The sequence below is a fragment of the Mesorhizobium sp. Arg314 genome (assembly GCF_053714275.1).
In genome coordinates this window covers 1-24,069 of record NZ_JBSKBP010000061.1, presented here as the reverse complement: position 1 = coordinate 24,069, position 24,069 = coordinate 1, and the positions used below count along the sequence as shown (strand labels likewise).

The following is a 24,069-nucleotide window of genomic DNA, read 5'->3' as shown; positions in this document are numbered from 1 at the left end:
TCGCTTTTCGATTCTCGTTTGGACTCCAATTCCGACTTGCTTGGCAGTCGGTGCACGACTTTTTCAGCAACCTGCTAGAGCTGCTCGAGGATTTTTGCCGCGCCGCTCTCGTCGACGCCCGGCTTGGTTTCGACATTGAGTGCGGTGACCTTGCCGTCATCGACGATCATCGAAAACCGCTTCGAGCGCAGCCCCATGCCGGCTGCGGAGAGATCGTTGTCGAGCCCGACCGATTTGGCGAAGTCGCCGCTGCCGTCGGCGAGATAGAGGATCTTGCCCTCACCGCCGGTGAACCGCGCCCAGGCGCCCATGACATGCACGTCGTTGACCGAAACGACGGCGATCGTGTCGACGCCGCGCGAAAGAATGGCGTCATGGTTCTCCAGGTAGCCCGGCAGGTGGTTGTTGGAGCAGGTCGGCGTGAAAGCGCCGGGGACGCCGAACAGCACGACCTTCTTGCCGGCGAAAATCTCTTCGCCGGTGACTTGTTTCGCACCGTCGGCGGTCATCATCTTGAAGCTCGAGGCGGGCAGTTTTTCGCCAACCGAAATGGTCATGGGTTCCTCGCTTGCGAGATGGGAAGGATCGATACCTGCGATACCGGACCGGACGGTTTCCCGCAACCTTTCAGAGCAATTCCAGGAAAAGTGTGCGGCGGTTTTCCGTCCGGAATTGCGGCTCAAGGAGACCCCTGGATCAAGGGAAAGGCAGTAGTCCGTCGACCGAACCCTCGGCGCTGGTCAGCGTATAATAGAGCCCGCCGTCGGTCGGCGTCGCCGACGGCCGGTCGAGGATCGGCACGGTGAAGAGCAGCTTGCCGTCCTTCTCGCTGCGCACCGGCGCGCCGAACATGTAGTCGCGCTCGCCGGCGATGAAGAAGTCGACGGACTCCGGATCGCCGGGCGACTGCGCCTGGACGACAAGGGTTTCGTGGTCGCCGGATAGCACGCTGATGCCAAAATCGGATCGGGCCGGCGAGGGCAGCGTCGCAAGCGCGGTTTTCACCAGCGCCGCGTCGGTCGCGTTATCGGGATCGGACGCGGGATCGACGCTGAGCCGGGTCTGCACCGGGATGCAGATCGTCTCGCAGATGCCGAGGAAGATGTTGGCATCGATGGTCGCCGGCTGGTCGGGCGCCGAAAGCGTGAAGGTCACAGGCAGCGACACCGGGCGATCATAGCCGGTCCATTTGCCATAGCCGTCGTCATGCCGTTGCGGCGGCGGGAACGACAATTGGGCGTCGGCGATATTGGTGCTGCCCGATATGTCGAGTTGCGGCGGCACGCCGGCATCGCCCGGATCGCGCCAATAGGTCTTCCAGCCGGGCTTCAACGCGATGTCGAGCACGCCGTGGATCTTGCCGGCCTCGTCGGGCTTGCCGGTGGTCACCAGCCGCACCTTGCCGCCTTCTGAGTTGTACCAGGTCGAGGAGGAGGCCTCGGCCGGGAGGCCTGTAGCCCACCCGAAAACGACGCCGAGAACCAATATTTTCATGTATCGCATGGCGGTGATTTGACCGTCCGTTCTTGGCCGCGCAATGACTTCGTCACTCTCCCGGTATCATATTTGCGTTACATCGGGGACCGGCACCATCTTTTCGGCGCTGCCGAAACGCGTTACGCTCACCCCATGGACTTGCTGCGCCACAAGAAGTCGGCCGCCGGACGCGGTTTCCTCGACGACCAGTTCCTGATTGCCATGCCTGGCATGAAGGACGACCGCTTCGCGCGCTCCGTCATCTACATCTGCGCCCACAGCGACGAGGGCGCGATGGGCCTGATCATCAACCAGACGCAGCAGATGCTGTTTCCGGACCTGCTTGTGCAACTCGGCATCATGAACGAGCAGGAAGCGATCCGCCTGCCGGCGCATACGCGCGATTTCGTCGTGCGCAATGGCGGGCCGGTCGACCGCAGCCGCGGCTTCGTGCTGCATTCCGGCGACTATCGCGTGGAATCCTCGCTCAACGTTTCCGACGACATCTGCCTGACCGCAACGGTCGACATCCTGCGCGCCATTTCGACCGGCCGCGGCCCGCGCCATGCGCTGATGGCACTCGGCTATTCCGGCTGGGGCGCCGGCCAGCTCGAAACCGAGATTGCCGAGAACGGCTGGCTCACCTGTCCGGCGACGCCCGAGCTGCTCTTCGACACCGATATCGAGCGCAAATACGACCGTATCCTGGCTTCGATCGGCATCGACCTCGCCCATTTGAGCGCGGCTGCCGGCCACGCTTAGCCGCAGGCCTCATAGCTACGGTTCCGTGGGATCATCGCAAACGCTGGAGATTGGCCGAGCCGGCACCGTCGTCATCCACGGGCGGAGCAAGGAGCGAAGCGACGCGCGCAGACCCGAGGATCCATGCCGTAACCTTGATCGAAGGACGCAGCGGAGCAGAATTCTGCATCGCTTTCAGCGCCTTAACGTCACGGACTGGATTCTCGGGTCAAGCCCTGGGTCAAGCCCGAGGATGATGACGCGATGGATGGTCACGGCCAATCGCTGAGGGCTCTGCTTCTCCACCAGGACGACGCCCCTCATCAGGCGTGCCTGATCACCCCTGCGTCAGAGGATACTGCGTCTTCAGCGTCTTCAGCACCTGGTCGCCGGGCATCGGCGCGCCGAACATGAAGCTCTGGACGTATTCGCAGCCCATCTGGCGCAGCTCCAGCGCGTCGCTTTCGTCGGAGATGCCTTCGGCAACGACCGAAAGCCCCAGCTCATGCGCCATGTTGACCATGGATTTGAGCAGCACTGCCCGCTTCGGCGTGGAGTCGTCGACGAAGCTCTTGTCGATCTTGATCGTGTCGAAAGGGAAGCGCGTCAGATAGGAGAGCGAGGAATAGCCGGTGCCGAAATCGTCGAGCGACAGGCCGATGCCGAGTTGCTTGAGCTTGGCCAGCACATGCGCGGTCTGCTCAGGATTGTCCATCACCAGGGATTCTGTGAGTTCGAGCCGGAAGCAGCGCGGCTTCAGATTGGCGCGCGCAATGACGGAGCGGACGTCGCTGACCAGATCGCGGCGTATGAGCTGGCGGCTGGACAGGTTGACCGAGACCGAGAGCGGCGCGTCGCCGATCTGCTTCTGCCAGGCCGCGAGGTCCTCGGCCGCCTGCTGCATGGCGAACAGGCCAAGCTGCACGATCAGTCCGCAATTCTCGGCCACCGGGATGAAGTCCCCCGGCGGGATCATGCCGCGGCGCGGATGGTCCCACCGAAGCAGCGCCTCGAAGCCGGCGACGCTGCCGTCCTCCAGCCGCACGATCGGCTGGTAGGCAAGCGTGAACTCGCGCCGCTCGATGGCGCGGCGAAGGTCGGATTCGAATTGCAGCCGGTCGGTGCCGACGGTGCGGAAGGCGGGCCGGAACGGCTCGATCCTGTCGCCGCCGAAGCGCTTGGCCTGGTGCATGGCAAGCTCGGCGTCCTTGACCATGTCCTCGGCCGAGGTCTGCGCCGTCGTCCAGGTGATCAGGCCGATCGAGGCGGTCAGCACGATCTCGCGCTTGGCGAAGGTGATCGGATTGTTGATCGCGTGCTTGATGGCATCGGCCATGGCCGCGATCCGGGCAGGGTCCTGTTCCGAAAGCAGCATCAGCGCGAACTGGTCGCCGGCAAAGCGCGACAGCGAATCCTTCGGCTTGAGCAGCCGGTGCAGCCGGCGCGCGACCGTGAGAAGAATGGTGTCGCCGGCTGAAATGCCAAGGCCGTCATTGACCTGCTTGAAGCGGTCGATGTCGATGATGAAGACCGTCGGGCGCACCTTGTCCTCGGTGCGGGCGATCGAGATGATCGCCTCCAGCCGGTTCATGAACAGTTCTCGGTTCGGCAGGCCGGTCAAATTGTCGTGCACCGCGTCGTGCAGCAGCCTTTCTTCGGATTTCTTCTGCTCGGTGACGTCGACCATGGTGCCGACGCAGCGGATCACTTCGCCGTCGGAGCCGATCACCGGGCGGGCGCGCAGCGAGAACCAGTGGTAGTGGCCGTCGGCGCCGCGCAGGCGGAAGTTCTGCGCCACCTTGCCGCGGCGGTGCTCCAGCACCACGTCGAGCGTGGTGCGGAACGTGTCGCGGTCGTCGGCATGCAGCACCGGCAGCCAGTTGCGGGCGGCGCCCCCAAGGCTGTTGGGCGCAAGGCCGAGCTGCAGGCTGATGTCTGGCTTGGTCACCACGCGGTCGCGCAGCACATCCCAGTCCCAGACGATGTCGCCCGAGCCGGCAACCGCGAGCGCCTGGCGCTCGAGATCGGAGAACAGGCCCTGGTGCAGCGCTCCGCCGGCAAAGGCATGCTGCATGACGGTGAAGCCGATGAGCAGGATGATCAGGATCAGCCCGCCGCCCAGCGCCGGCTGCGCGATGTCGTTGTCCAGCATGCCGGTGATCGCCATCCACGACCCGCATAGCCATAAGAGCACCATCACCCAGCTTGGCACCAGCATGATCGCACGGTCATAGCCGCGAATGCCGAGGAAGATGATGAGGCCGAGGCCGGTGAGCGCGGTGGCGGCAAAGGAGATGCGGGCAATGCCGGCGGCGACCGCCGGATCGACGACGGCGACGCCCGCAATCAAAAGCAGCCCGAAGATCCAGACCAGCGCGCCATAGCTGAAATGGCCGTGCCATCGGTTGAGGTTGAGATAGGCGAACAGGAACACGACGAAGGTTCCGGCAAGCGCCACCTCCGTGCTCGCCCGCCATATCTGCTCGTTGCCGGGCGATATCTCTATGATCTTGTTGAGGAAGCCGAAGTCGACGCAGATATAGGCCAGCACCGCCCAGGCGAGCGCCGCCGTCGCCGGAAACATCGAGGTTCCCTTGACCACGAACAGGATCGTCAGGAACAGTGCCAGAAGGCCTGAGATGCCGATGACGATGCCGCGGAACAGCGTGTAGGAATTGACCGAGTCCTTGTAGGAATCCGGCTCCCAGAGATAGACCTGCGGCAGCTTCGGCGAGGCGAGTTCGGCGATGAACGTCACCACCGTGCCGGGGTTCAGCGTCACGCGGAACACGTCGGCGTCGGGGCTTGTCTGGCGGTCGAGCGCGAAGCCCTCGCTCGGCGTGATCGCGGCGATGCGCGTCGAGCCGAGGTCGGGCCAAAAGATACCGGAGTTCACCAGGCGGAAATGCGGCGCGACGATCAGCCGGTCAAGCTGCTGGTCGGTGCTGTTGGCGAGCGCGAAGACGGCCCAGTCGCCGCTCGAGCGCGCGTCATTGGCTTCCACCTCGATGCGCCGCACGATGCCGTCGGGCCCTGGCGCGGTAGAGACCTGGAAATTCTCGCCCTGGTTCCGGTAGATTTCCACCGCACCCGAGAGGTCAAGCGCCTTGTCGTCGCGCGCGATCTTGATCGGCTCGACGGCGAAAGCCGGCATGGCCGCGAAAAGCGTGACGAGGACCGTCATGATGAGGGCGAACAGCGACGCCACTCGCGGAAAATTCGTCACAATCAGCCCTTCGTTCCATCGCCCGGCGGATCGTCCGCGATCCGGGCGTAGAGGTAGTGGTCCTGCCAGATGCCGTTGATCCTGAGATAGGATCGCAGAAGTCCTTCGCGCCGGAATCCGGCTTTTTCAAGCACGCGGATCGATCGGGCGTTTTCGGGAATACAGGCAGCTTCGATCCGGTGCAACCGCAGCGTATCGAAGGCAAAGCGCGACACCAGCTTGACCGCCTCGGTCATCAGTCCGCGGCCGCTGAAGCGTTCGCCGATCCAGTAGCCGATGTGGCCGCTCTGCGCGACGCCGTGGCGGATATTGCCAAGGGTGATGCCGCCGGCAAGCTTGCCGCTCGATTTTTCGAAGATGAAGAAGGCGATGGCCGTGCCCTGCGCGTAATCCTCGCGATAGCGGCTGATGCGCAGCCGCCAGGCGGTGCGGTCGAGCTCGTCCGGCTGCCAGCGCGGCTCCCAGGGTTCCAGGAAGGCGCGGCTTTCGCCGCGCACCGCCGACCATTCGCGATAATCGCTGGTCAATGGCACGCGCAGCGTGACGTTTTCGCCTCTCAGTGCCGGCAGGTCTCGGCGAAAGAAAGGGAGTGCGAACACGGCGTTTGTTCTAAGCAGATATTCGTGGGGTGCCCCACGAATATCTGCTTAGATTCCCTGGTTTCTCGCAGGTTTTGATCGCAAGACCGTGGGACACTTTTGCGGAACCTGCTTAGGGTCAGACGGCGAGCCGGCGGGTCGTCGTCTGCGGCCCCGCAAGCGATTCGAGGATCGCCTCGTAGGGCGCAAGCGTGCCCACGGGGCCGACCGCTGTAAGCGTCGGCTTGGTCGAGAACAGCCGCGAGGAAAGGTCGGTCAGCCGTTCGACGCTCAGCGCCGAAAGCCGCTCCATCAATTCCTCCTTGGCGATCGGCCGTCCGAACAAGAGCAGCTGCCGGGCAATCTGCGAGGCCCGGCTGGCCGGGCTTTCGGCCGACATGATAAGCCCGGCGCGATATTGCGCGCGCGCCCGTTCGAGCTCTTCCTGCAGGATGCTTTCGCCGGCCTTCTGCAATTCGTCGATGATCACCGGCACCAGCTTGGCGATGTCGCTCTGCCCGGTCGCGGCGTGCACGCCGAAAATGCCGGTGTCGGAAAAACCCCAATGGAAGGCATAGACCGAGTAGCAGAGGCCGCGCTTCTCGCGCACTTCCTGGAACAGCCTCGACGACATGCCGCCGCCAAGGATCATAGACAGCACCTGCGAGGCGTAGAAATCGCGCACATGGTAGGCGCGGCCCTCGAAGCCGAGCACGATCTGCGCATCCATCAGGTCGCGGTCCTCGCGGAAGTCGCCGCCGACATATTGCGCATATTGCGGGATATTGCCCGCTGCCTTGGCGCGGAAGCCGCCGAGCTGCTTCTCGACCTCGCGCACGAAATTGTCGTGCTTGACGTCACCGGCGGCCACGACGACCATCCGCTCGGCGTCGTATTGCCGTTCGATGAAGTCGTGCAGCTGCTTGGAAGTGAAGGATTTGACCGTCTCCGGCGTGCCCAGGATCGAGCGGCCGATGGTCTGATGGCGGAAGGCTGTTTCGGTGAAACGGTCGAAGACGATGTCGTCGGGCGTGTCGTGCGCGGCGCCGATCTCCTGCAGGATCACATGCTGCTCGCGCTCCAGCTCCTCGGGGTCGAATTCGGATTCCTGCAGGATATCGGCCAGGATGTCGACCGCCAGCGGCACGTCGCCGGAAAGCACCCTGGCATAGTAGGAGGTCGTCTCGACGCTGGTGGCGGCGTTGATCTCGCCGCCGACATTCTCGATTTCCGAGGCGATCTCGAAGGCGCTGCGGCGCTTCGTGCCCTTGAACGCCATGTGCTCGAGCAGATGGGCCATGCCATGCTCTTCGTCGCGCTCATTGCGGGCGCCCGATTTCACCCAGGCACCAAGGGCAACCGATTCGATGCTTGGAAGGGTTTCGGTGGCGACTGTCAGGCCGTTCGACAGACGGCTTACCTCAACACCCATATGGCAAGTACTCCCTAACGCGCCGCTCGCGAGTGACGGTTCACGCAATCTTCCACCATTTTCAAGTCGGATGGAAGTATCGTGTATTTTTCGTCGGCTGTCATCAAGCCGCCGAGCCATGCGGGAAGTGCCGGGGTGACACCGCTCGCGGCCTCGACCGCCGCCGGGAATTTCGCCGGATGCGCGGTGCCGAGCACCACCATGGGCACCGGGCCGGAGGCATGGGCGGCGGCGACATGAACGGCGGCGGCGGTGTGCGGGTCGAGCAGGTAGTTGCTCGCTTCGAGCGTCGCGCTGATGGTGGCGGCGACCTCGTCGACGGTAGCACGGCCGGCATCGAATTCGGCGCGGATGCGCTTGAGCTCGCCTTCCTCGATGGTGAAGGCGCCGGACTGCTTCAGCCCGTTCATATAGCGCCTGACCGTCTCGGCATTGCGGCCGGCCGCCTCGAACAGCAGGCGCTCGAAATTCGACGACACCTGGATGTCCATCGACGGCGAGGTCGTGGCGAACACGCCCTTGGTGCGGTATTCGCCGCTCGCAAGCGTGCGCGCCAGGATGTCGTTGTCATTGGTGGCGATGATCAGCCGCTCGATGGGCAGGCCCATGCGCTTGGCGGCGTAACCGGCAAAAATATCGCCGAAATTGCCGGTCGGCACGGTGAAGGATATTGGCCGGTCCGGCGCGCCGAGCGACAGCGCCGACGAGAAATAATAGACGATTTGGGCCATGATGCGGGCCCAGTTGATCGAATTGACGCCCGACAGCGACACCCTGTCGCGAAAGGCGTGGTCGTTGAACATGTCCTTCACAAGGCCCTGGCAGTCGTCGAAATTGCCTTCGACTGACAGCGCATGGACGTTGGCGGCGCTCGACGTCGTCATCTGGCGCTGCTGCACCGGCGAGACCTTGCCGTGCGGGAAAAGGATGAAGATGTCGGTGCGGTCGCGCCCGGCAAAGGCGTCGATAGCGGCGCCACCCGTGTCGCCCGACGTGGCGCCGACGATGGTGGCGCGCTGGCCGCGTTCGGTGAGCACATGGTCCATTAGGCGGGCGAGCAACTGCATCGCCACGTCCTTGAAGGCCAGCGTCGGGCCGTGGAACAGCTCGAGGATGAAGGTGTTTTTCCCGGTCTGCACCAGCGGGCAGACGGCCTCATGCCGGAATGTGGCGTAGGCCTCGCGCACCAGCCGCTCGAAGACGGGCGCCGCGATCTCGCCGCCCAGGAACGGCGTCAGCACGCGGATGGCAAGGTCCGGATAGGCAAGGCCGCGCATGGCGCGGATGTCGGCGGCGGAAAACTGCGGCCATACGCGAGGCACGTAAAGCCCACCGTCGCGCGCCAGGCCGGCCAGCACCGCGTCTGAAAATCCAAGCGCGGGCGCATCGCCGCGGGTACTCACATATTGCATCGTACAAGGCCCATTGCTGCCGGTCGCGTCATCCACGGCAATTGGTTAATTTTCCCAGCCGGCTCAGTCGCATTTTTGCCGCGCGGTTGCTATACGTCACCGGCTTTGTGAGAGGGAAGTGCAGTTTCATGGCGTTTTATTCGGTCAACCGTCGTCTTGTCGCGGGTCTGGCGCTCACCGGCTTTATGCTCGCCGCCGCCGGCTGCCAATCGAGCGACAATGGCATCCTGGACTTCGGCCTCGGCAAGAAGGATCCCACCGTGCCGCCGCCGCCGCAGGATCCCAAGATACTCGCCAGCCAGTTGCGAGCCTATTGCCCGAAAGTGACGCTGCGCGAAGGCACCGCCTATTTCAACACCTATGCCAAGGGCGGCACGGCGAAGCCCAGGAAAAAGAAGGGTGATGCCGCGGCGGAAGCCGAGGCAGCCGCCGCGGCCGCCCAGACCGGACCCAACGGCCAGCCCATCGACCCCAATCGCGATCCATCGAAGATCGTCTACCAGGCCTCGGTCACCGACGTGACGCGCGATTGCACCCATGCCAATGGTCAAATGTCGATGAAGATCGCTGTCGCCGGCAAGGTCGTGCCGGGGCCGTTGTTCGCGCCCGGCACGGTTACCATGCCGATCCGCATCGCGGTTCAGCGTGGCGGCGAGGTGCTTTATTCGCAGCTGCATCAGTACCAGGTCCAGGTTACCGACGCTTCGGCCGCTACCCAGTTCGTCTTCGTCGATAGCAATGTCGTGGTGCCGGAGCCTTCCGCGCGCGACTATCAGGCCTATGCCGGCTATGACGAGAACATACCGGCCGCTGCTAAGCCGAAGGGCAAAAAGAAGAAGCGCGCTCCGGCGACGAACTGAGGCGGCAGCTGGCGATCTTTTTGGCGAGGCGCTGATCGAAAGGCGCAACAGGTTCGCCTGATTTCCGGATCGGCGGCGGCTCAGTTATTTTTGTATATACAAAAAGTTCTTGTGCCGGTCCCTTAATTTATGTATATACAGTAATTCGGGTGGCATGGAGCCCGTCGTGAATTTCGAGTGGGACGAGGGCAAAGCGAAACGAAACAAGCTCAAGCATGGCGTATCGTTCGATCTCGCACGGGAATTCGATTTTGACGGTGCAATGGTCTTCGAGGATGCAACCGAGGATTATGGCGAGGAGCGATTTGTCGGCATCGGTTTCATCGGCAACAAGGTCCATGTCATCGTTTACACGATGCGCGACGGCAACGTCCGGGTGATTTCCCTGAGGCGCGCTACCAACGAGGAGATCAGGAGCTATGTCACTTACATCGAAAGGGGCTACTAAGCGGCGGCACGTCGACGCGGAAGGCCGAAATCCGGATCGTTCCGCCAAAGAAGACCGGACGGCTGTTCTGCTGGATAGGATTAAGGCAGCTTTCAACAGTGGTGAGGAAGACGCTGCCATAACTGCAGCGGCGCGGACCGATCCGGATGCCCAGCCGAATCTGATCAGGCGAGGTCGCCCCCGACTGTCAAACGCCAAACTGGCGGTCCTCCTTCGACTCGACCCTGACGTGGTCGAGCGTTTCAAGGCAGGCGGCACCGGATGGCAAACGCGCATGAACGATGCTCTTCGGCGAGCGGCAGGCCTGGATTGAGAGACAGCGTCCGGTTTGCGTCTGCCTGCGCAGTCATAAAGAACCGGTAGTGTCTCAGGCGTCCTCGGACCATTCCGACAGCGCAGCGATCGTGCTGTTGAGTTCCGCCCAGCGGCGGATGACTGTCTCGGCGCCGACCTCGGTCAGCGCATCGGCATGGCCTAGATAGCTGTGCCCGGCGCCGGTGAAGCCGATGACGCGCATGCCGGCCGCCCTGGCGCCGGCGATGCCATGCACGGAATCCTCGATGACGAAGGTGTTCTTCGGGTTGGCGGCGAGCTTATCGGCGGCGTAGAGGAACACGTCCGGCGCCGGCTTGGTCTTCTTGCTGGGAATATCGAGGCCCGAAAAGATGCGGCCGGCGAAGAACGGCAGCAGCCGCACCTTCTCCAGCATGAACTCGACCCGCTCGGTGCGCGAGTTGGAGCAGACGGCGCGAGGCGCGGTGACGGCCGCGACCGCCTCGCGCGCGCCGTCGATGATGCGCACGTCTGCGCGCAGCTTGCGGTCGACCAGCTCCTCGGCACGGTCGATCAGCGAGGCCTGGAACGGAATCTGCGACTTTTCCTCGACCCGCAGCATGATGTCCTTGAAGGTCAGGCCGGCATAGGTCTCGGCAAGCTCCTCGGCCGAGATTTCGAATCCGGCCGACGTCAGCAGCTCGGCCTCGACGCGCGCGGCGACGATTTCGGAATCGACGAGCACGCCGTCGCAATCGAAGATGACAAGATCTGGCTGGGGCATGGCAATCCGAAGCGTTAGGGGAGGGCCTGACTGGCTGAGAGCATGATGCCGAAAAGTGTGGAGCGGCTTTCGGACGATATCATGCTCTATTTCTTTGATTTAGAGACGGATTCAGATTTCAGGTCGAACGGACCTGAAATCATCCGGCTCTAGGCGGCGCGGCATACACCAATGAGCCGGTCTTCGCAAACCGCCTAAGGCTTCGCGGCCTTCACCGAATGTTTACGCTGATCGGTAACCATAACAGCCAGTAAACCGTAACGCGTATTTTTGGGTGTTTTGATGTCTGCTGTGCGTCTCCTAGACGAGCTTTCCCATGCTCCCCAGCAGTCCGAATGGCTGGACACCATCCTGAAAGGCGATTGCGTCGCCGCGCTCGACCGGCTGCCGGAAAAGTCGATCGACGTCATCTTCGCCGACCCACCCTATAATTTGCAGCTCGACGGCGACCTGCACCGGCCCGACCAGTCGAAGGTCGACGCCGTCGACAACGACTGGGACCAGTTCGAGAGTTTTGAGGCCTATGACGCTTTCACCCGGGCCTGGCTGCTCGCGGCGCGCCGCGTGCTGAAGCCGAGCGGCACCATCTGGGTCATCGGTTCCTACCACAACATTTTCCGCGTTGGCGCCCGCATGCAGGATCTCGGCTTCTGGATCCTCAACGACATCGTCTGGCGCAAGACCAATCCGATGCCGAATTTCCGCGGCCGCCGTTTCCAGAACGCGCATGAAACGATGATCTGGGCCTCGCGCGACCAGAAGGCCAAGGGTTACACCTTCAACTATGAGGCCCTGAAGGCCTCGAACGACGATTTGCAGATGCGCTCCGACTGGCTGTTCCCGATCTGCACCGGCGGCGAACGCCTGAAGGACGAGAACGGCAACAAGCTGCATCCGACGCAGAAGCCGGAAGCTCTGCTTGCCCGCATCATGATGGCTTCGACCAAGCCGGGCGACGTCGTGCTCGATCCCTTCTTCGGCTCCGGCACCACCGGCGCGGTCGCCAAGCGCCTCGGCCGCCACTTTGTCGGCATCGAGCGCGAGCAGGCCTATATCGATGCCGCCAATGAGCGCATCGCTGCTGTGCGCCCGCTGGAAAACGCCGATCTCACCGTGCTTTCCGGCAAGCGCGCCGAGCCGCGTGTCGCCTTCATCAGCCTGATAGACAACGGCCTGGTCGTGCCGGGCGCCACGCTCTACGACGCCAAGAAGCGCTGGGCGGCAAAGGTGCGCGCCGACGGCACGCTGGCGATCGGCGACAGCGCCGGCTCTATCCACAAGATCGGCGCCGAAGTGCAGGGGCTGGATGCCTGCAACGGCTGGACCTTCTGGCACTATGAACGCAGCGGCGGATTGACCCCGATCGACGAACTGCGCCGCATCGCTCGCCTCGGCATGGAGCGGGCAGGGGCCTGATGAGCAATTCCAGGAAAAGTGCGCAGCGGTCAGGCTCGGCGGCTTCGCCGTAGCTTCCGTCCGGAATTGCGTTAAATCGCTCTTGAATCAAGGCTTCAACGGATTGCTGCAAGCGATTCAGGTCAGGTCGTAATCCCGAACCGCTCAAGGTCCGCTTTAAGCGTCCTTGCGTCGGTGAACAGCACCGCCTGCCAGCCGGCGGCCTTGGCGCCGTCGACATTCTTCTGGCTGTCGTCGATGAACAGCGTGGCTGATGGCTCAAGGCCGAACGCGGTTACATGATGGTCGTAGATGGCGCGGTCGGGCTTGATCTGCCGGATGTCGGCCGACACGGTCACGCCGCGCGGCTGGTTGAGGAAGTCGAAACGCTGCCGCGCTTCGGCAAGCGTGTCGGCGGCGAAGTTGGTCAGCATGGTCACATCATGGCCGCTCTCGATCAGCCCAACCATGATGGCGACGCTGTCCTCATACGCATGCGGGACCATCTCGTGCCAGTAGCGGCGGAAGTTGCGGATATTTTCGGCGTGGTCGGGATGCTCGGCAATCAGCAGCGCCTCCGCCTCCTGCCATGTCCGTCCACGGTCCTGTTCGATGTTCCAGTCATGCGTGCAGACATTGTCGAAGAACCACTTTCGCTCTTCGGCATCCGGGATCAGGCGGCTGAACGGGATATTCGGATCGTAATGGATCAGCACCTTGCCGATGTCGAAGACGATGTGGCGGATTTCAGTCATGCGGGCCTCTTTGCACTGCTTGGCGACGGTTTTTCGTCGCGCCCGGTATCGCCGCCTCGATTACCTTTTTCATGACGGTGGGCAGCGCTTCCCCGGAAATTTCATGGGCCAGCGACCAGAAATGCCCGGCCGGCGCATCGCCTTCGACATGGGAATGAAAGATTTCGAGTTCGAGCGCGAAGTGGGTGAAGACATGCCCGATCTGCCCGGCGCGCCGCCAATCAGCTGGAAAAGGCGCGGCGTCGGCCGTCGTGGCGCCGTCAACCCGCGCCGTCCAACCGGTCGTCGGCACCTCGGTCATGCCGCCGAGCAAGCCCTTCTCCGGCCGCTTGCGCAGCAGGATGGCGCCGTCGTCGCGCTCGGCGACGAAGGCAGCACCCTTGCGCAGCGGCTTGTCGTCTTTCGGCAGACGGACCGGGAAACGTTCCGGATCGCCGGTGAGAATGGCGCTGCAATCCTGGCGGACCGGGCAGAGCATGCAGCGCGGCCGCTTCGGCGTGCAGATCGTCGCGCCGAGGTCCATCATGGCCTGGGCGAAGTCGCCCGGCCGCGTCTGCGGCACCAGCTTCTCCACAAGAGCTCGGATTTCGGGCTTGGCTTCGCTGAGCGGCGTTTCGATCGAATGGAGCCGGGTCATGACCCGCTCGACATTGCCGTCGACGACCGCGGCCGGCCGGTCGAAAGCGATCGCCGCGATCGCCGCCGCGGTATAGGCGCCGATTCCCGGCAATTCGCGCAGGCCGGCCTCGGTGTCGGGAAAGCGGCCGCCTCTCAGCGCCACGAGATCTGCGCAGGCTTTGAGGTTGCGCGCCCTGGAATAATAGCCGAGCCCGGCCCAGGCTTTCATCACGTCCTCGGCGGGTGTCGCCGCCAGCGCCTCGACCGTCGGCCATTTCTCGACGAAGTTGCGGAAATAGGCTTTTACCGCCTCGACCGTGGTCTGTTGCAGCATCACCTCGGACAGCCAGACGCGATAGGGGTCGGCTCTTGCGCCGCGCGCAAACGCGACCGGCGTCACGCGCCAGGGCAGGTCGCGGTGATGCGCGTCGTACCAGGCAAGCAGGCGGGATCCGATGCCCGTATCGCCGGACGCGGGCTTATGTGATGCCTTGCGGGTCTGATCGAGCGGTGCCATTGATCGGATGAGTTGGGGACTGGAGAACGCACATGGCAGGGAAAAGGCCCTTCGGCAATCCCGTTCCGGTGAGCGATCTCGCGACCGCGATTCTCGATCCGGTGCTGAAGAAGCGCGCCGGCATCTCGATCGGGCTGGTGCAGTCCTGGGAAGAGATCGCCGGGCCGCGCCTTGCCAGCCACTCGCGTCCGGAAAAGATCCAGTGGCCGCGCCGCCTGCATGAGGACGATCCGTTCGAGCCGGCGACACTGATCATCGCCTGCGAAGGCATGGCGGCGCTGCATCTGCAGCACGAGGCCGGCGAGGTCATCAACCGCGTCAACGCCTTTCTGGGTTTCAACGCGGTCGGCCGCATCAAGATTCTGCAAAAGCCGGTTCTGTCGCAAAAAGCGCGGCCGAAGCCGGCGCCGCGACCCCTGAGCGAGGCCGAGAAATCGAAGCTTTCGCGCATCGTCGGCAAGATTGAGGATGACGGCCTGCGTGCTTCGCTGGAGCGGCTCGGCGCCACAATTATGGGTGAAAGGAAGCCCAAAGGGTCGTAAGAAGCGTCATGAATGCGTCACCAATCTCGCGCATTCGTGATGCCGACGATCAAGTTTCGCGATTGGATTGGGGATCGCGATGCCTTAATTCGCGCCAACTCTCGCCTTTTCTAGCCCTTGCATTGCAAAATCCAACCGATATCAGGTGATTCGCATGAACCGTGCCCCGTCTGGCAAAAGCTTGTCCCGCAGAAACCTTCTGACCACGCTGGCCGCTGTTCCCGCAGTGGCGCTGCTTGCCGCATGCAGCGACTCCGGCGAGGAGGCGAAGGCCGCCGATGTGAAGCCCGCCAACCCGTCGACGCCTGCCAAGCCGGCCGCCACGCCAGCGGCGGCCCAGGTGCCAGAGGCGCAAGGCACCGTCGACATGGCGCAACTGCTGAAGCCCGGCGCGCTGCCCGAAAAGCAGCTCGGCAAGGACGACGCCAAGGTCACCATCGTCGAATACGCGTCGATGACCTGCCCGCATTGCGCGCATTTCGCGATGACCACCTTCCCTGAGTTGAAGACCAAATATATCGACACCGGCAAGGCGCGCTACATCCTGCGCGAATTCCCGTTCGATCCGAGCGCCGAGGCCGGCTTCATGCTGGCGCGCTGCTCCAAGGACAATTACTTCGCCATGGTCGACGTGCTGTTCAAGCAGCAGCCGAGCTGGGTTGGCGTCAACAACACCAAGGAAGCGCTGCTGCAGATCTCCAAGCTCGCCGGTTTTACACAGGAGTCCTTTGAGTCCTGCTTGACGGACCAGAAACTTCTGGACGATGTGAGAGCAGTCCAGAAACGCGGAGCGGACGAGTTCAAGGTCGACTCGACGCCGACCTTCTTCATCAACGGAAAGACCTACAAAGGGGCGATGTCGATTGAGGAAATGTCGGCCATCATCGACCCTCTGCTCTGACATCCAGGCCGCGCCGAAGCGGTCCGGCTTCGGCGCGCGCGCCTGTAGTGTTGGGCGGCGCGAATGAAATTTTCGCGCCTTCGCCTCCTCGGTTTCAAATCCTTCGTCGAGCCCGGCGAGTTCGTCATCGAACGCGGGCTGACCGGCATTGTCGGCCCGAACGGCTGCGGCAAGTCGAACCTCGTCGAAGCGCTGCGCTGGGTGATGGGCGAAAGCTCCTACAAGAACATGCGCGCGTCCGGCATGGACGACGTGATCTTCTCCGGCTCCGGCGCGCGTCCGGCGCGCAACACTGCCGAAGTCACGCTTTTCCTCGATAACAGCGACCGCACCGCGCCTTCCGCCTTCAACGATGCCGATGAATTGCAGGTGTCGCGCCGCATCGAGCGCGAGGCCGGCTCGCTCTACCGCATCAACGGCAAGGAAGCGCGCGCCAAGGACGTGCAGCTTCTGTTCGCCGACCAGTCGACCGGCGCGCGCTCGCCCTCCATGGTCGGGCAGGGCCGCATTGGCGAGCTGATCCAGGCGAAACCCCAGGCTCGCCGCGCGCTGCTCGAAGAAGCCGCCGGCATTTCCGGCCTGCACACGCGCCGCCATGAGGCGGAACTTCGGCTGAAGGCGGCCGAACAGAACCTCGAGCGGCTGGACGACGTCGTCGGCGAGCTGGAAGGCCAGATCGAGAGCCTGAAGCGCCAGGCGCGCCAGGCCTCGCGCTTCAAGAACCTCTCGGCCGATATCCGCAAGGCCGAAGCGACGCTGCTGCATCTGCGCTGGACGCTGGCAAAAACCCAGGAAGGCGAGGCGCGTTCCGCGCTTGCCGTCGCCACCACGCTGGTCGGCGACCGCGCCGCCGCCCAGATGGCGGCCGCCAGGGAGCAGGGCATCGCCGCGCACCGGCTGCCGGACCTGCGCGACGCGGAAGCCGCCGCCGCCGCCGCCTTCCAGCGCCTGTCGATCGCCAAGACGCAGATCGAGGAAGAGGCCGGTCGCATTCGCGCTCGCCAGTCCGAGATCGAACGCCGGCTGCAGCAACTCGATGGCGACATCGCCCGCGAGGAGCGGATGGTGCGCGACAACGCCGACATCCTCGAGCGCCTGCGCACCGAGGAAGCCGAGCTCAATTCGGAAAACGCCGGTGCCGCCGAGCGCGAGGCCACCATGCGCGCCGCTTTCGAGCAGGCCGGCGCAACGCTGTCGCAAAGCGAGGCAAGGCTTGCCGCGCTGACCGCCGAACGCGCCGAGGCGGCTGCCTCGCGCAATCAGATCGAGCGCACTTTGCGCGAGACCGCCGAGCGCCGCGACCGCTTCGCCCGTCAGCTCGCCGAGGTCGACCGCGAGCTCTCCGATATCGTCGCGCGGATTTCCGGCCTGCCCGATCCCGCCGAGAAGCGGCTGCTGGTCGAGGATGCGCTTGCCCGGCTGGAGGAGAGCGAGGTCGGCACTATTGCCGCCGAGCAGGCGGTCGCCGAGGCCCGCGGCGCCGAAAGCGCGGCAAGGCCTCCGCTGCAGGATGCAAGGGCGGAACTCGCGCGCATCGAGACTGAAGCGCGCACGCTGGCGAAGATCCTCAGCGCTGCGAGCGGCGATCTCTTTCCGTCGGTGCTGGAGCAGATCAGCGTCGAGCGCGGCTATGAAACCTCGCTCGGTGCAGCCCTTGGCGAAGATCTCGACGTCCCGCTCGACCGCAGCGCCCCGGTGCATTGGGGCGAGAGCGCGGTCCAGCCCGGCGACGCGGCACTGCCCGAAGGCGTGAAGAGCTTGGCAAGCGTTGTGCGTGCGCCGACGCAGCTTGCCCGCCGCCTGGCGCAGATCGGTATCGTCGACGCCGCCCACGGCCGCCGTCTGCAGGCGCTTCTGGCTCCCGGCCAGCGGCTGGTCAGCCGCGACGGCGCGCTCTGGCGCTGGGACGGTCTGACGGCAAGCGCCGATGCCCCGACCGCCGCCGCGCAGCGGCTGGCGCAGAAGAACCGTCTGGCCGAGCTCGATGCCGAAGCCGTGCAGGCAACGCGCGTCGTGCGCGAGGCTGAGGAAGCGCTGGCGCGCGCCGAGCAGGCGATGCGCCAGGCAAGCGAGGCCGAGCGCAATGCGCGCCAGGCCGGCCGCGACGCCCAGCATGCGCTGGATGCCGCCCGCAACGCGTTGGCCGAGGCCGAGAAGGCCGGCGGCGAGTTGGTGAGCCGGCGCACTGCCTTGGATGACGCCCGCGCCCGTATCGTCGACAGCCATGAGGAAACACAAGCCGCTTTCCTCGAAGCCGAGGAGACGCTGCAGGACGCGCCCGATCTCGGCGATCTGCAATTGCAGCTCGAACAGGCTTCCGCCAATGTCTCGCGCGACCGCGCCACGCTTGCCGATGCGCGCGCCGTGCATGAAGGCTTAAGGCGCGAGGCCGAGGCGCGCATTCGCCGGCTGGACGCCATCGGTGCCGAGCGCAAGAACTGGCTGGAGCGCGCCGAAAATGCCTCGACGCAGATCGCCGCCCTTGGCGAACGCAAGGCCGAGGCCGAAGCCGAGCGCGAGAGGCTTGCCGATGCGCCGGACGAGATCGACGCCAAGCGCCGCGCCCTGCTGACGCAGCTTTCCGAGGCCGAGGCGCTGCGCCGGGCGGCCGGCGACCGCCTGCAGGAGGCGGAAAGCAAGCAGGCCGAGCTCGACAAGGCAGCCACCGCCGCCATCCAGTCGCTTGCCGAGTCGCGCGAAACCCGCGTCCGCGCCGAGGAGCGGCTCACCGCGGCGGATGAACGCCGCGCCGAGGTCGAGGCGCGCATCCAGGAAGCGCTGAACACGCCGCCGCATCTGGTCATCAAGCACACCGGGCTCGAAGCCGACGATCCGATGCCCGACATGGCCGAGATCGAGCGCCAGCTCGACCGGCTGAAGATCGAGCGCGAGCGGCTCGGCGCCGTCAATTTGCGCGCCGAGGAAGAGCAGAAGGAGTTGTCGGAGCGTCTGGAAACCATCGTTTCCGAGCGCGAGGACATCATCGAGGCGATCCGCAAGCTGCGCCAGGCGATCCAGAGCCTCAACCGCGAGGGCCGCGAGCGGCTGCTGTCGGCCTTCGAGGTGGTCAACGGCCATTTCCAGCGGCTGTTCTCGCATCTGTTCGGCGGCGGCACCGCCGAACTGCAGCTGATCGAGTCGGAAGATCCGCTGGAAGCGGGGCTGGAAATCCTCGCCCGTCCGCCCGGCAAGAAGCCGCAGACCATGACGCTGCTTTCCGGCGGCGAGCAGGCGCTGACCGCGATGTCGCTGATCTTCGCCGTGTTCCTTACCAATCCGGCGCCGATCTGCGTGCTTGACGAGGTCGACGCGCCGCTCGACGACCACAATGTCGAGCGCTTCTGCAATCTGATGGACGAGATGTCGACGACGACGGAAACCCGCTTCGTCATCATCACCCACAATCCGATCACCATGGCGCGCATGGACCGGCTGTTCGGCGTCACCATGGCCGAGCAGGGCGTCAGCCAGCTGGTCTCGGTCGACCTGCAGGCCGCCGAGGCGATGCGCGAGGCGAGCTGATTCAGGGTCTCGTTGCCGGAATAGATCGGCTTAGCTGCTCCTGACCGGATCGTTCTTGAGCGGCTCCGGCAGCGAGGTCACCGCCTGAACCGAGGGGTGGCGGAGTTGCATGGCTACCTCATGTTCACCGCTGGCCGCTTACCGGCTTCATTCATTCCCATGGCACGGTCCGCCGGCGCGACTTCGCATGAGCTTGCCGCGAAGCATTAAAATCAAGAAAACGTGTCCTGCGCGAGTCGAGCCTCATATTGTGCGCCAGGTCGCGCCGCTGATAGCCTCCATCAAAAGTAGTGGGGGCCTATCAGGTGGCGCGATTGTTTGGCGTTTTGGGGGATATCTGCGTTCTGCTGAACACATGATTTCCTTGGAAATGACCTTGCCGATTTTTCTTTAATTGTCTTTGATCGCATAAATTCGGGCGAATGTGGGGCTTGATGTTGGAAAACGATCTGGAGCAGAAATTCTACTATTCTACCCCAAAACTCATCAAATCCTGTGCCATATTCGTCTCGATTTTAGGTCTCGGGATCTTCTCCCTTCAGCATAAACATCCGCCGCCCCTACTTGTCCTCAGTGGGTGGATCTGCGTGATTGCTGGCGCCTCGCTGGCCGCCATGGTGCTGCGTCGATTGGTGATGCGAGCGCCTGCGGTGGTGTTTTCGCCGCAAGGTGTGAGAGTATCCTACTTACGCGGTCTCGTACCTTGGAGCGCGATAACGAAGCTTTCTGAGGTGTCCGGCAAAAACTTTGTCATTCTGAGGCTGGCCCTCGATCCTGCCTATGCCGCGAGCGTGCCACGGCGATGGTATTCGCTGCGGCGGGGTAGCAAGCTGGCACTGAGTATCCCGATCAGCCAAATCGACACCGCGGGCGCGGATATCACTCAGCTTTGCCGTACCTATATGGCGACGCAGCCAACAGCGCCCGACGCGATGGAAGAACAAGGTGGCCGCAGCCTGCCTTCGTCCGCCACACAGCCACTTGCCTCCTACGGGCTTATCGTCCTGCTGGCGGTCATCTATTGCGCTGAACTGACTTTCGCCGTCGATCCTTATCAGGGCGGATCGCCCTCGACGCAAACCTTGATTGTGCTCGGCGGCATGTTTCGATCCTTGATCTGGGACGGCCAGTGGTGGCGGCTGGTCACGGCTACGTTGATGCACGCCAGCATCGCGCATCTCCTCGGCAACAGCTTTGCGCTTTGGCGCGCAGGGGTTCTGCTGGAGGGGTTGGTGGGCCGCCTATGGTTCCTGGCGATTTTTGCAATATGCGCGGTGGGCGGTGAGGTGGCTTCGCTGTATATGACCCCGGCCAATGTTGTGGGGGTTGGCGCGTCAGGCGGCATTGTCGGCCTTTTTGCCACGGCAATCGTCCTTAGCTTTCATTTCCAATCCAGCGCCAAGCGCAGCCTGATGCAAACGCGCGCGATTTCGATTCTGGTTCCGGCACTGCTGCCGCTTTTTGCGGCCCCTGATAAAGGCCTGAGGATCGACTACTCCGCCCATATTGGCGGCGCGATTGTGGGCGCCGTGCTTGCTCTGGCGCTAATGTCATTTTGGCACCGCGAGCAGGCTCGTCCACTCTATTCCCGCGTTGCAGGGGTCGTTGCCGGCGTTTTCGCCTTGGTAGCGGTGGGCGCGCTTGTGCCGATCACTCAGAGCCATGCCGCCTATCAGGGAGAGAATGCTTTTGCAGCATTCTTCAATGGCCGATACGGCGACGCTGCGCGGATGTTCCAGCAGCAAAGCGAAATGCCGGATGCTCAGGTCGCTTATGCCGATCTGTGGCGCATCATGGCGATGGGGTACGCAAAAGACCCGGCATTGCAAATGCAGGCACGCCAGGCACAAGCCAAACTCACGCCTGCCACTTGGCCCTATCCGATCTTCGATATGTTCATGGGCAAGCTGTCTCCGCAGGCTTTGCAAATGAAAGCCGTCGGCAATGATCAATTGTGCGAGGCCACTTTTTATGGCGCTGAGGCGGATTTGATCGAAGGGCAAGTCGAAGACGCAAAACCGCTATTGAGGAATGCGTTATCGATTTGCCCTAAGACGTTTATCGAGCTTGGAGCTGCGGAGTTGGAATTGAAACGGCTGCACGAAGCCAACGTCGGCTCTTGAAGTCTGCGGTTTGTTGCACGGCTCTTAGTTGAAACATGCAGGCGGCCGAAGCGCGGCGTGCTGAGCGAGCGGCATCGCCGCTCGCTTTTTTGACGAACTACTTCTCCGGCGCAGACGCCGGCGCCGTATAGCGCCTCCGCACGGCGTCAATCACCAGCTTTCGGCTCTCGTCGGCTGACAATGTCTTGTCCTTCTCGGCCTCTGCCGTTTCGCGGGCCAACTCCTTGTCCCTGATCTGATGGCGGAACCATTTGGAATAGTCGCCGGCGCGCAGGTGATGTTCCCAGGTCTTGTCGTCGATGCCTTCCGCCATCTGGGCGAAGATGATGAGATTGTGAGCTCTGAGGTTCATCGCCTTCCTCGGCCCGGTGAAATAGAAGCTGCCTGCCTCGTCGAGCTCACCTTCGGCATATTTGCGGCTGTGCCGCCTGAGCGACTGGCTGGGCTCGATCGCCTTGACCGTGGACGGCTTCCTGTCGTCGCGCGGCCGCCAGAACAGCACGCGGTCGCCCTTCGCCGAGGGAAGGTTCTTTGGCGCCGGCAGTCCGATTTCCTTGCAGAAGGTCCTGATGACGTTTTTCGCCTGTGGGCCGAGCGCGATCACCGCCGTCACCAGGCGCAGCGCATCGGTGGAGATTGCCTCCGGATGGACGGTGATCAGCACCGTGCCGGGCAGCTCGATCGAAAGCACGGATCGCGTATCTCCACGACGTTTGGGCATCAAGTGATGCGCCTCGTCGATGATCAGCCAATGCGGCCTTGCCGTGCGATAGCGGACATTGCCGAGGCCAGGCAGCAATTCGGCGAAGAAATCGGGACGCTCGTCGACCTTCAGCGCCAGTCCGTTGACCGCGACATTGGTCTCGGGCTTTTCGATCAGCTCCAGCAACTGCTCCTTGTTCGGCGCGGTCGAGCCGTTGCCGAGCGGCACGGCGCCCTTCAGACCGTCATAGTCGCCTTCGGGGTCGAAAATGCAGAACTGCAAACCCTTCTCGACGAGCTGCTCGGTGAGCGCCGTGGCTAAGGTCGATTTGCCGATGCCCGAGCTTCCGGCGATCAGCACCGTCTCTGTTGGCGAGAGATAGACTTCCTTGCCACGGGAGGTTCCAAGCAGAACGCCGCCCGAGCGCCTCCTGGCAATCAGATGATCGCGCTTGATCAGCTTGCGGATCAGTTCCTCGACGCCCTTGCCGCGCGTCTCCCTGGTGACGAGATCGGCGGTTTCCTTGACGGCAGGCAGTGCGTTGGCGACCGCGACGCTACAGCCCGAGGCCCTGAGGAAGGCGTGGTCGTTCTCGGCATCGCCTACCGCGACGACATTGTGCGGCGACAGCTTCAGGTCCTCGAGCGCGGCCGCCAGTCCGGTCGCCTTGTTGATGCCGGAAGGCAGGATCATCACGGCGCCCTTGTTGAAGATGATCTCCAGCTCCAGCCCGAGTTTCCTGATGACGTCGAGCACCGTCGCCTGGTGCGGCTCCCACGTGGCGACGATCGAGCGACCGACGGAAAGCGGCTTCACGCCGCGCTTCTTCAGCCCGTCGATGAGATCGGTTGAAGGCGAGGGGGCGATCGTGCGCTCTTCCTCGCTGGCCGGCGTGTAGATCAGCGCGCCGTTTTCGGCGACCACCTTGTCGAACAGGGAAAGTTCGGGAAACACCTCCTTGAGATCGGGCAGCTCGCGGCCGGTGACCAAGATGAGTTTTCGGCCGGATTTCTTCAGCGTCTGCAGCGCCGAAACCGTGCTTGCGCTGACCAGCCCGTCATGCGCCAGCGTGCCGTCATAGTCGGTCGCCAATGCCATGAAATACATCGGTTGAACCTCTCCGCCGTCGGTCGCCCGGTCCGTCTGGAACGAACAACGCCTGTCGGCGGAAAAGGTTTAAGCCGATGTTTTGCGCGTTCGCGGCGTCCCGCCGGACCCGCGGCGCTCAGCCTGCCCCGCGCGCTTGCGGTCTGTTTCATCGCCGCCCGCAGGAGGTGGAGTTGACCTCGCCGGCGAAACGCTTCTTCGCAACCGAGGGCAACGCGGGAGGTCCGCTTCCGCAAGAGCAGGAACGGACGGCGCTTCGCAATCGCTGGGAGCTCTCACATATTGTCCGCGCGGCGTTGTCGATGCTGAGCCTGATCCTGTTGACCACCGCAATCGCCATCGACGGCGCCCGATGTCCGGCGGGGCTCCCATCACCCCGTGCGAGGCTTCAGGAGGGCGTGGGCAGTCGCCTGGTCGAGGTTGGCATTTTCTTGGAGATTGGCTGGGGTTCTTGGAAGCTTTTCGAACTTTCTGGGTCGCACCCCAGCCAGAATTGCGGGTGCTTATGGACAAAGCGGGGCGGTAGATTCGGTTTAGGACAAGGCGGGAAATCGAAGGAACGGCAGCTTTGCGCCTCAAGCACGAACCCGCTTCGCGGGAGGGGCGCCTCGTTCTGAGATGGCGCGACAGGCATTGGTCTTGAGCAGGTAGAAGTT

General features: G+C 63.5%; 19 protein-coding genes. 9 read left to right on the top strand and 10 right to left on the bottom strand.

Annotated features, from left to right (window positions below; genetic code table 11):
* Window positions 1-74: 74 nt before the first annotated feature.
* A complete protein-coding gene (locus ACWGS9_RS31400) occupies window positions 75-557 on the bottom strand; it encodes a peroxiredoxin (RefSeq protein WP_454508883.1) in 483 nt (160 codons plus the stop codon).
* A gap of 139 nt (window positions 558-696) precedes the next feature.
* Window positions 697-1,503 carry a protein-disulfide reductase DsbD domain-containing protein gene (locus ACWGS9_RS31395; RefSeq protein WP_454508882.1) on the bottom strand — a complete coding sequence of 269 codons (807 nt, stop codon included), beginning with the start codon at window positions 1,501-1,503 and terminating at the stop codon, window positions 697-699.
* Between the two features lie 126 nt (window positions 1,504-1,629).
* On the opposite strand from ACWGS9_RS31395, the gene ACWGS9_RS31390 reads away from it, so the two are divergent.
* A complete protein-coding gene (locus ACWGS9_RS31390) occupies window positions 1,630-2,238 on the top strand; it encodes a YqgE/AlgH family protein (protein WP_320211873.1) in 609 nt (202 codons plus the stop codon).
* Between the two features lie 316 nt (window positions 2,239-2,554).
* Here ACWGS9_RS31390 and ACWGS9_RS31385 read toward each other — a convergent pair whose 3' ends face one another.
* The 4 genes from ACWGS9_RS31385 to thrC form a co-directional block, all read right to left on the bottom strand.
* Complete coding sequence (locus ACWGS9_RS31385; protein ID WP_454508881.1) at window positions 2,555-5,443, bottom strand: EAL domain-containing protein; 2,889 nt, start codon at window positions 5,441-5,443, stop codon at window positions 2,555-2,557.
* A 2-nt stretch (window positions 5,444-5,445) separates the two neighbouring features.
* Window positions 5,446-6,042 (bottom strand): GNAT family N-acetyltransferase, encoded by a 597-nt coding sequence (locus tag ACWGS9_RS31380; RefSeq protein WP_454508880.1) that lies wholly within the window; start codon window positions 6,040-6,042, stop codon window positions 5,446-5,448.
* 118 nt (window positions 6,043-6,160) lie between these two features.
* A complete protein-coding gene (locus tag ACWGS9_RS31375) occupies window positions 6,161-7,453 on the bottom strand; it encodes a M16 family metallopeptidase (protein WP_454508879.1) in 1,293 nt (430 codons plus the stop codon).
* A gap of 14 nt (window positions 7,454-7,467) precedes the next feature.
* Window positions 7,468-8,865 (bottom strand): threonine synthase, encoded by a 1,398-nt coding sequence (gene thrC, locus ACWGS9_RS31370; protein ID WP_454508878.1) that lies wholly within the window; start codon window positions 8,863-8,865, stop codon window positions 7,468-7,470.
* A gap of 128 nt (window positions 8,866-8,993) precedes the next feature.
* Between thrC and ACWGS9_RS31365 the strand changes: the two genes are divergently transcribed.
* From ACWGS9_RS31365 to ACWGS9_RS31355, 3 genes are all read left to right on the top strand, one after another.
* Entirely contained in the window at window positions 8,994-9,725 is a 732-nt protein-coding gene (locus tag ACWGS9_RS31365; protein WP_454508877.1) for a hypothetical protein, read from the top strand.
* A gap of 166 nt (window positions 9,726-9,891) precedes the next feature.
* Window positions 9,892-10,173 (top strand): BrnT family toxin, encoded by a 282-nt coding sequence (locus ACWGS9_RS31360; RefSeq protein WP_454508876.1) that lies wholly within the window; start codon window positions 9,892-9,894, stop codon window positions 10,171-10,173.
* Window positions 10,145-10,486, top strand: coding sequence for a BrnA antitoxin family protein (locus ACWGS9_RS31355; RefSeq protein WP_454508875.1), 342 nt, complete (start codon window positions 10,145-10,147; stop codon window positions 10,484-10,486). Before ACWGS9_RS31360 ends, ACWGS9_RS31355 begins: the two co-directional genes overlap by 29 nt.
* A 54-nt stretch (window positions 10,487-10,540) precedes the next feature.
* Here ACWGS9_RS31355 and ACWGS9_RS31350 read toward each other — a convergent pair whose 3' ends face one another.
* Entirely contained in the window at window positions 10,541-11,230 is a 690-nt protein-coding gene (locus tag ACWGS9_RS31350; RefSeq protein WP_454508874.1) for an HAD family hydrolase, read from the bottom strand.
* Window positions 11,231-11,512: 282 nt separating this feature from the next.
* On the opposite strand from ACWGS9_RS31350, the gene ACWGS9_RS31345 reads away from it, so the two are divergent.
* The gene (locus ACWGS9_RS31345) at window positions 11,513-12,646 is read left to right on the top strand and encodes a site-specific DNA-methyltransferase (RefSeq protein WP_454508873.1); all 1,134 of its coding nucleotides are present in this window, start codon (window positions 11,513-11,515) and stop codon (window positions 12,644-12,646) included.
* 122 nt (window positions 12,647-12,768) lie between these two features.
* Here ACWGS9_RS31345 and ACWGS9_RS31340 read toward each other — a convergent pair whose 3' ends face one another.
* Window positions 12,769-13,380, bottom strand: coding sequence for an HAD family hydrolase (locus ACWGS9_RS31340; RefSeq protein ID WP_454508872.1), 612 nt, complete (start codon window positions 13,378-13,380; stop codon window positions 12,769-12,771).
* Complete coding sequence (gene mutY, locus ACWGS9_RS31335) at window positions 13,373-14,515, bottom strand: A/G-specific adenine glycosylase (protein WP_454508871.1); 1,143 nt, start codon at window positions 14,513-14,515, stop codon at window positions 13,373-13,375. Before mutY ends, ACWGS9_RS31340 begins: the two co-directional genes overlap by 8 nt.
* A gap of 32 nt (window positions 14,516-14,547) precedes the next feature.
* Here mutY and ACWGS9_RS31330 point away from each other — a divergent pair, with 32 nt between their 5' ends.
* The 4 genes from ACWGS9_RS31330 (at window position 14,548) to ACWGS9_RS31315 (ending at window position 21,603) form a co-directional block, all read left to right on the top strand.
* Window positions 14,548-15,057, top strand: a complete 510-nt coding sequence (locus ACWGS9_RS31330) for a DUF721 domain-containing protein (protein ID WP_320211860.1) — start codon at window positions 14,548-14,550, stop codon at window positions 15,055-15,057.
* A 154-nt stretch (window positions 15,058-15,211) separates the two neighbouring features.
* Window positions 15,212-15,958, top strand: a complete 747-nt coding sequence (locus ACWGS9_RS31325; protein WP_454508870.1) for a DsbA family protein — start codon at window positions 15,212-15,214, stop codon at window positions 15,956-15,958.
* A gap of 63 nt (window positions 15,959-16,021) precedes the next feature.
* Complete coding sequence (gene smc / locus ACWGS9_RS31320; protein WP_454508869.1) at window positions 16,022-19,480, top strand: chromosome segregation protein SMC; 3,459 nt, start codon at window positions 16,022-16,024, stop codon at window positions 19,478-19,480.
* Window positions 19,481-19,914: 434 nt separating this feature from the next.
* Window positions 19,915-21,603, top strand: coding sequence for a rhomboid family intramembrane serine protease (locus ACWGS9_RS31315; RefSeq protein ID WP_454508868.1), 1,689 nt, complete (start codon window positions 19,915-19,917; stop codon window positions 21,601-21,603).
* A 97-nt stretch (window positions 21,604-21,700) separates the two neighbouring features.
* Here ACWGS9_RS31315 and ACWGS9_RS31310 read toward each other — a convergent pair whose 3' ends face one another.
* Window positions 21,701-23,413: an HAD family hydrolase gene (locus ACWGS9_RS31310; protein ID WP_454508867.1), complete on the bottom strand. Its 1,713-nt coding sequence runs from the start codon at window positions 23,411-23,413 to the stop codon at window positions 21,701-21,703.
* Window positions 23,414-24,069 lie beyond the last annotated feature (656 nt).

Excerpts from the sequence above, each read along its gene's own strand:
- thrC (WP_454508878.1), bottom strand. The coding sequence starts at position 8,865 with ATGCAATATGTGAGTACCCGCGGCGATGCGCCCGCGCTTGGATTTTCA.
- ACWGS9_RS31390 (WP_320211873.1), top strand. The coding sequence starts at position 1,630 with ATGGACTTGCTGCGCCACAAGAAGTCGGCCGCCGGACGCGGTTTCCTC.
- ACWGS9_RS31340 (WP_454508872.1), bottom strand. The coding sequence starts at position 13,380 with ATGACTGAAATCCGCCACATCGTCTTCGACATCGGCAAGGTGCTGATC.
- mutY (WP_454508871.1), bottom strand. The coding sequence starts at position 14,515 with ATGGCACCGCTCGATCAGACCCGCAAGGCATCACATAAGCCCGCGTCC.
- ACWGS9_RS31315 (WP_454508868.1), top strand. The coding sequence starts at position 19,915 with ATGTTGGAAAACGATCTGGAGCAGAAATTCTACTATTCTACCCCAAAA.
- ACWGS9_RS31395 (WP_454508882.1), bottom strand. The coding sequence starts at position 1,503 with ATGCGATACATGAAAATATTGGTTCTCGGCGTCGTTTTCGGGTGGGCT.
- ACWGS9_RS31330 (WP_320211860.1), top strand. The coding sequence starts at position 14,548 with ATGGCAGGGAAAAGGCCCTTCGGCAATCCCGTTCCGGTGAGCGATCTC.
- ACWGS9_RS31345 (WP_454508873.1), top strand. The coding sequence starts at position 11,513 with ATGTCTGCTGTGCGTCTCCTAGACGAGCTTTCCCATGCTCCCCAGCAG.
- ACWGS9_RS31310 (WP_454508867.1), bottom strand. The coding sequence starts at position 23,413 with ATGTATTTCATGGCATTGGCGACCGACTATGACGGCACGCTGGCGCAT.
- ACWGS9_RS31375 (WP_454508879.1), bottom strand. The coding sequence starts at position 7,453 with ATGGGTGTTGAGGTAAGCCGTCTGTCGAACGGCCTGACAGTCGCCACC.
- ACWGS9_RS31365 (WP_454508877.1), top strand. The coding sequence starts at position 8,994 with ATGGCGTTTTATTCGGTCAACCGTCGTCTTGTCGCGGGTCTGGCGCTC.
- ACWGS9_RS31350 (WP_454508874.1), bottom strand. The coding sequence starts at position 11,230 with ATGCCCCAGCCAGATCTTGTCATCTTCGATTGCGACGGCGTGCTCGTC.
- ACWGS9_RS31325 (WP_454508870.1), top strand. The coding sequence starts at position 15,212 with ATGAACCGTGCCCCGTCTGGCAAAAGCTTGTCCCGCAGAAACCTTCTG.
- ACWGS9_RS31355 (WP_454508875.1), top strand. The coding sequence starts at position 10,145 with ATGTCACTTACATCGAAAGGGGCTACTAAGCGGCGGCACGTCGACGCG.
- smc (WP_454508869.1), top strand. The coding sequence starts at position 16,022 with ATGAAATTTTCGCGCCTTCGCCTCCTCGGTTTCAAATCCTTCGTCGAG.
- ACWGS9_RS31400 (WP_454508883.1), bottom strand. The coding sequence starts at position 557 with ATGACCATTTCGGTTGGCGAAAAACTGCCCGCCTCGAGCTTCAAGATG.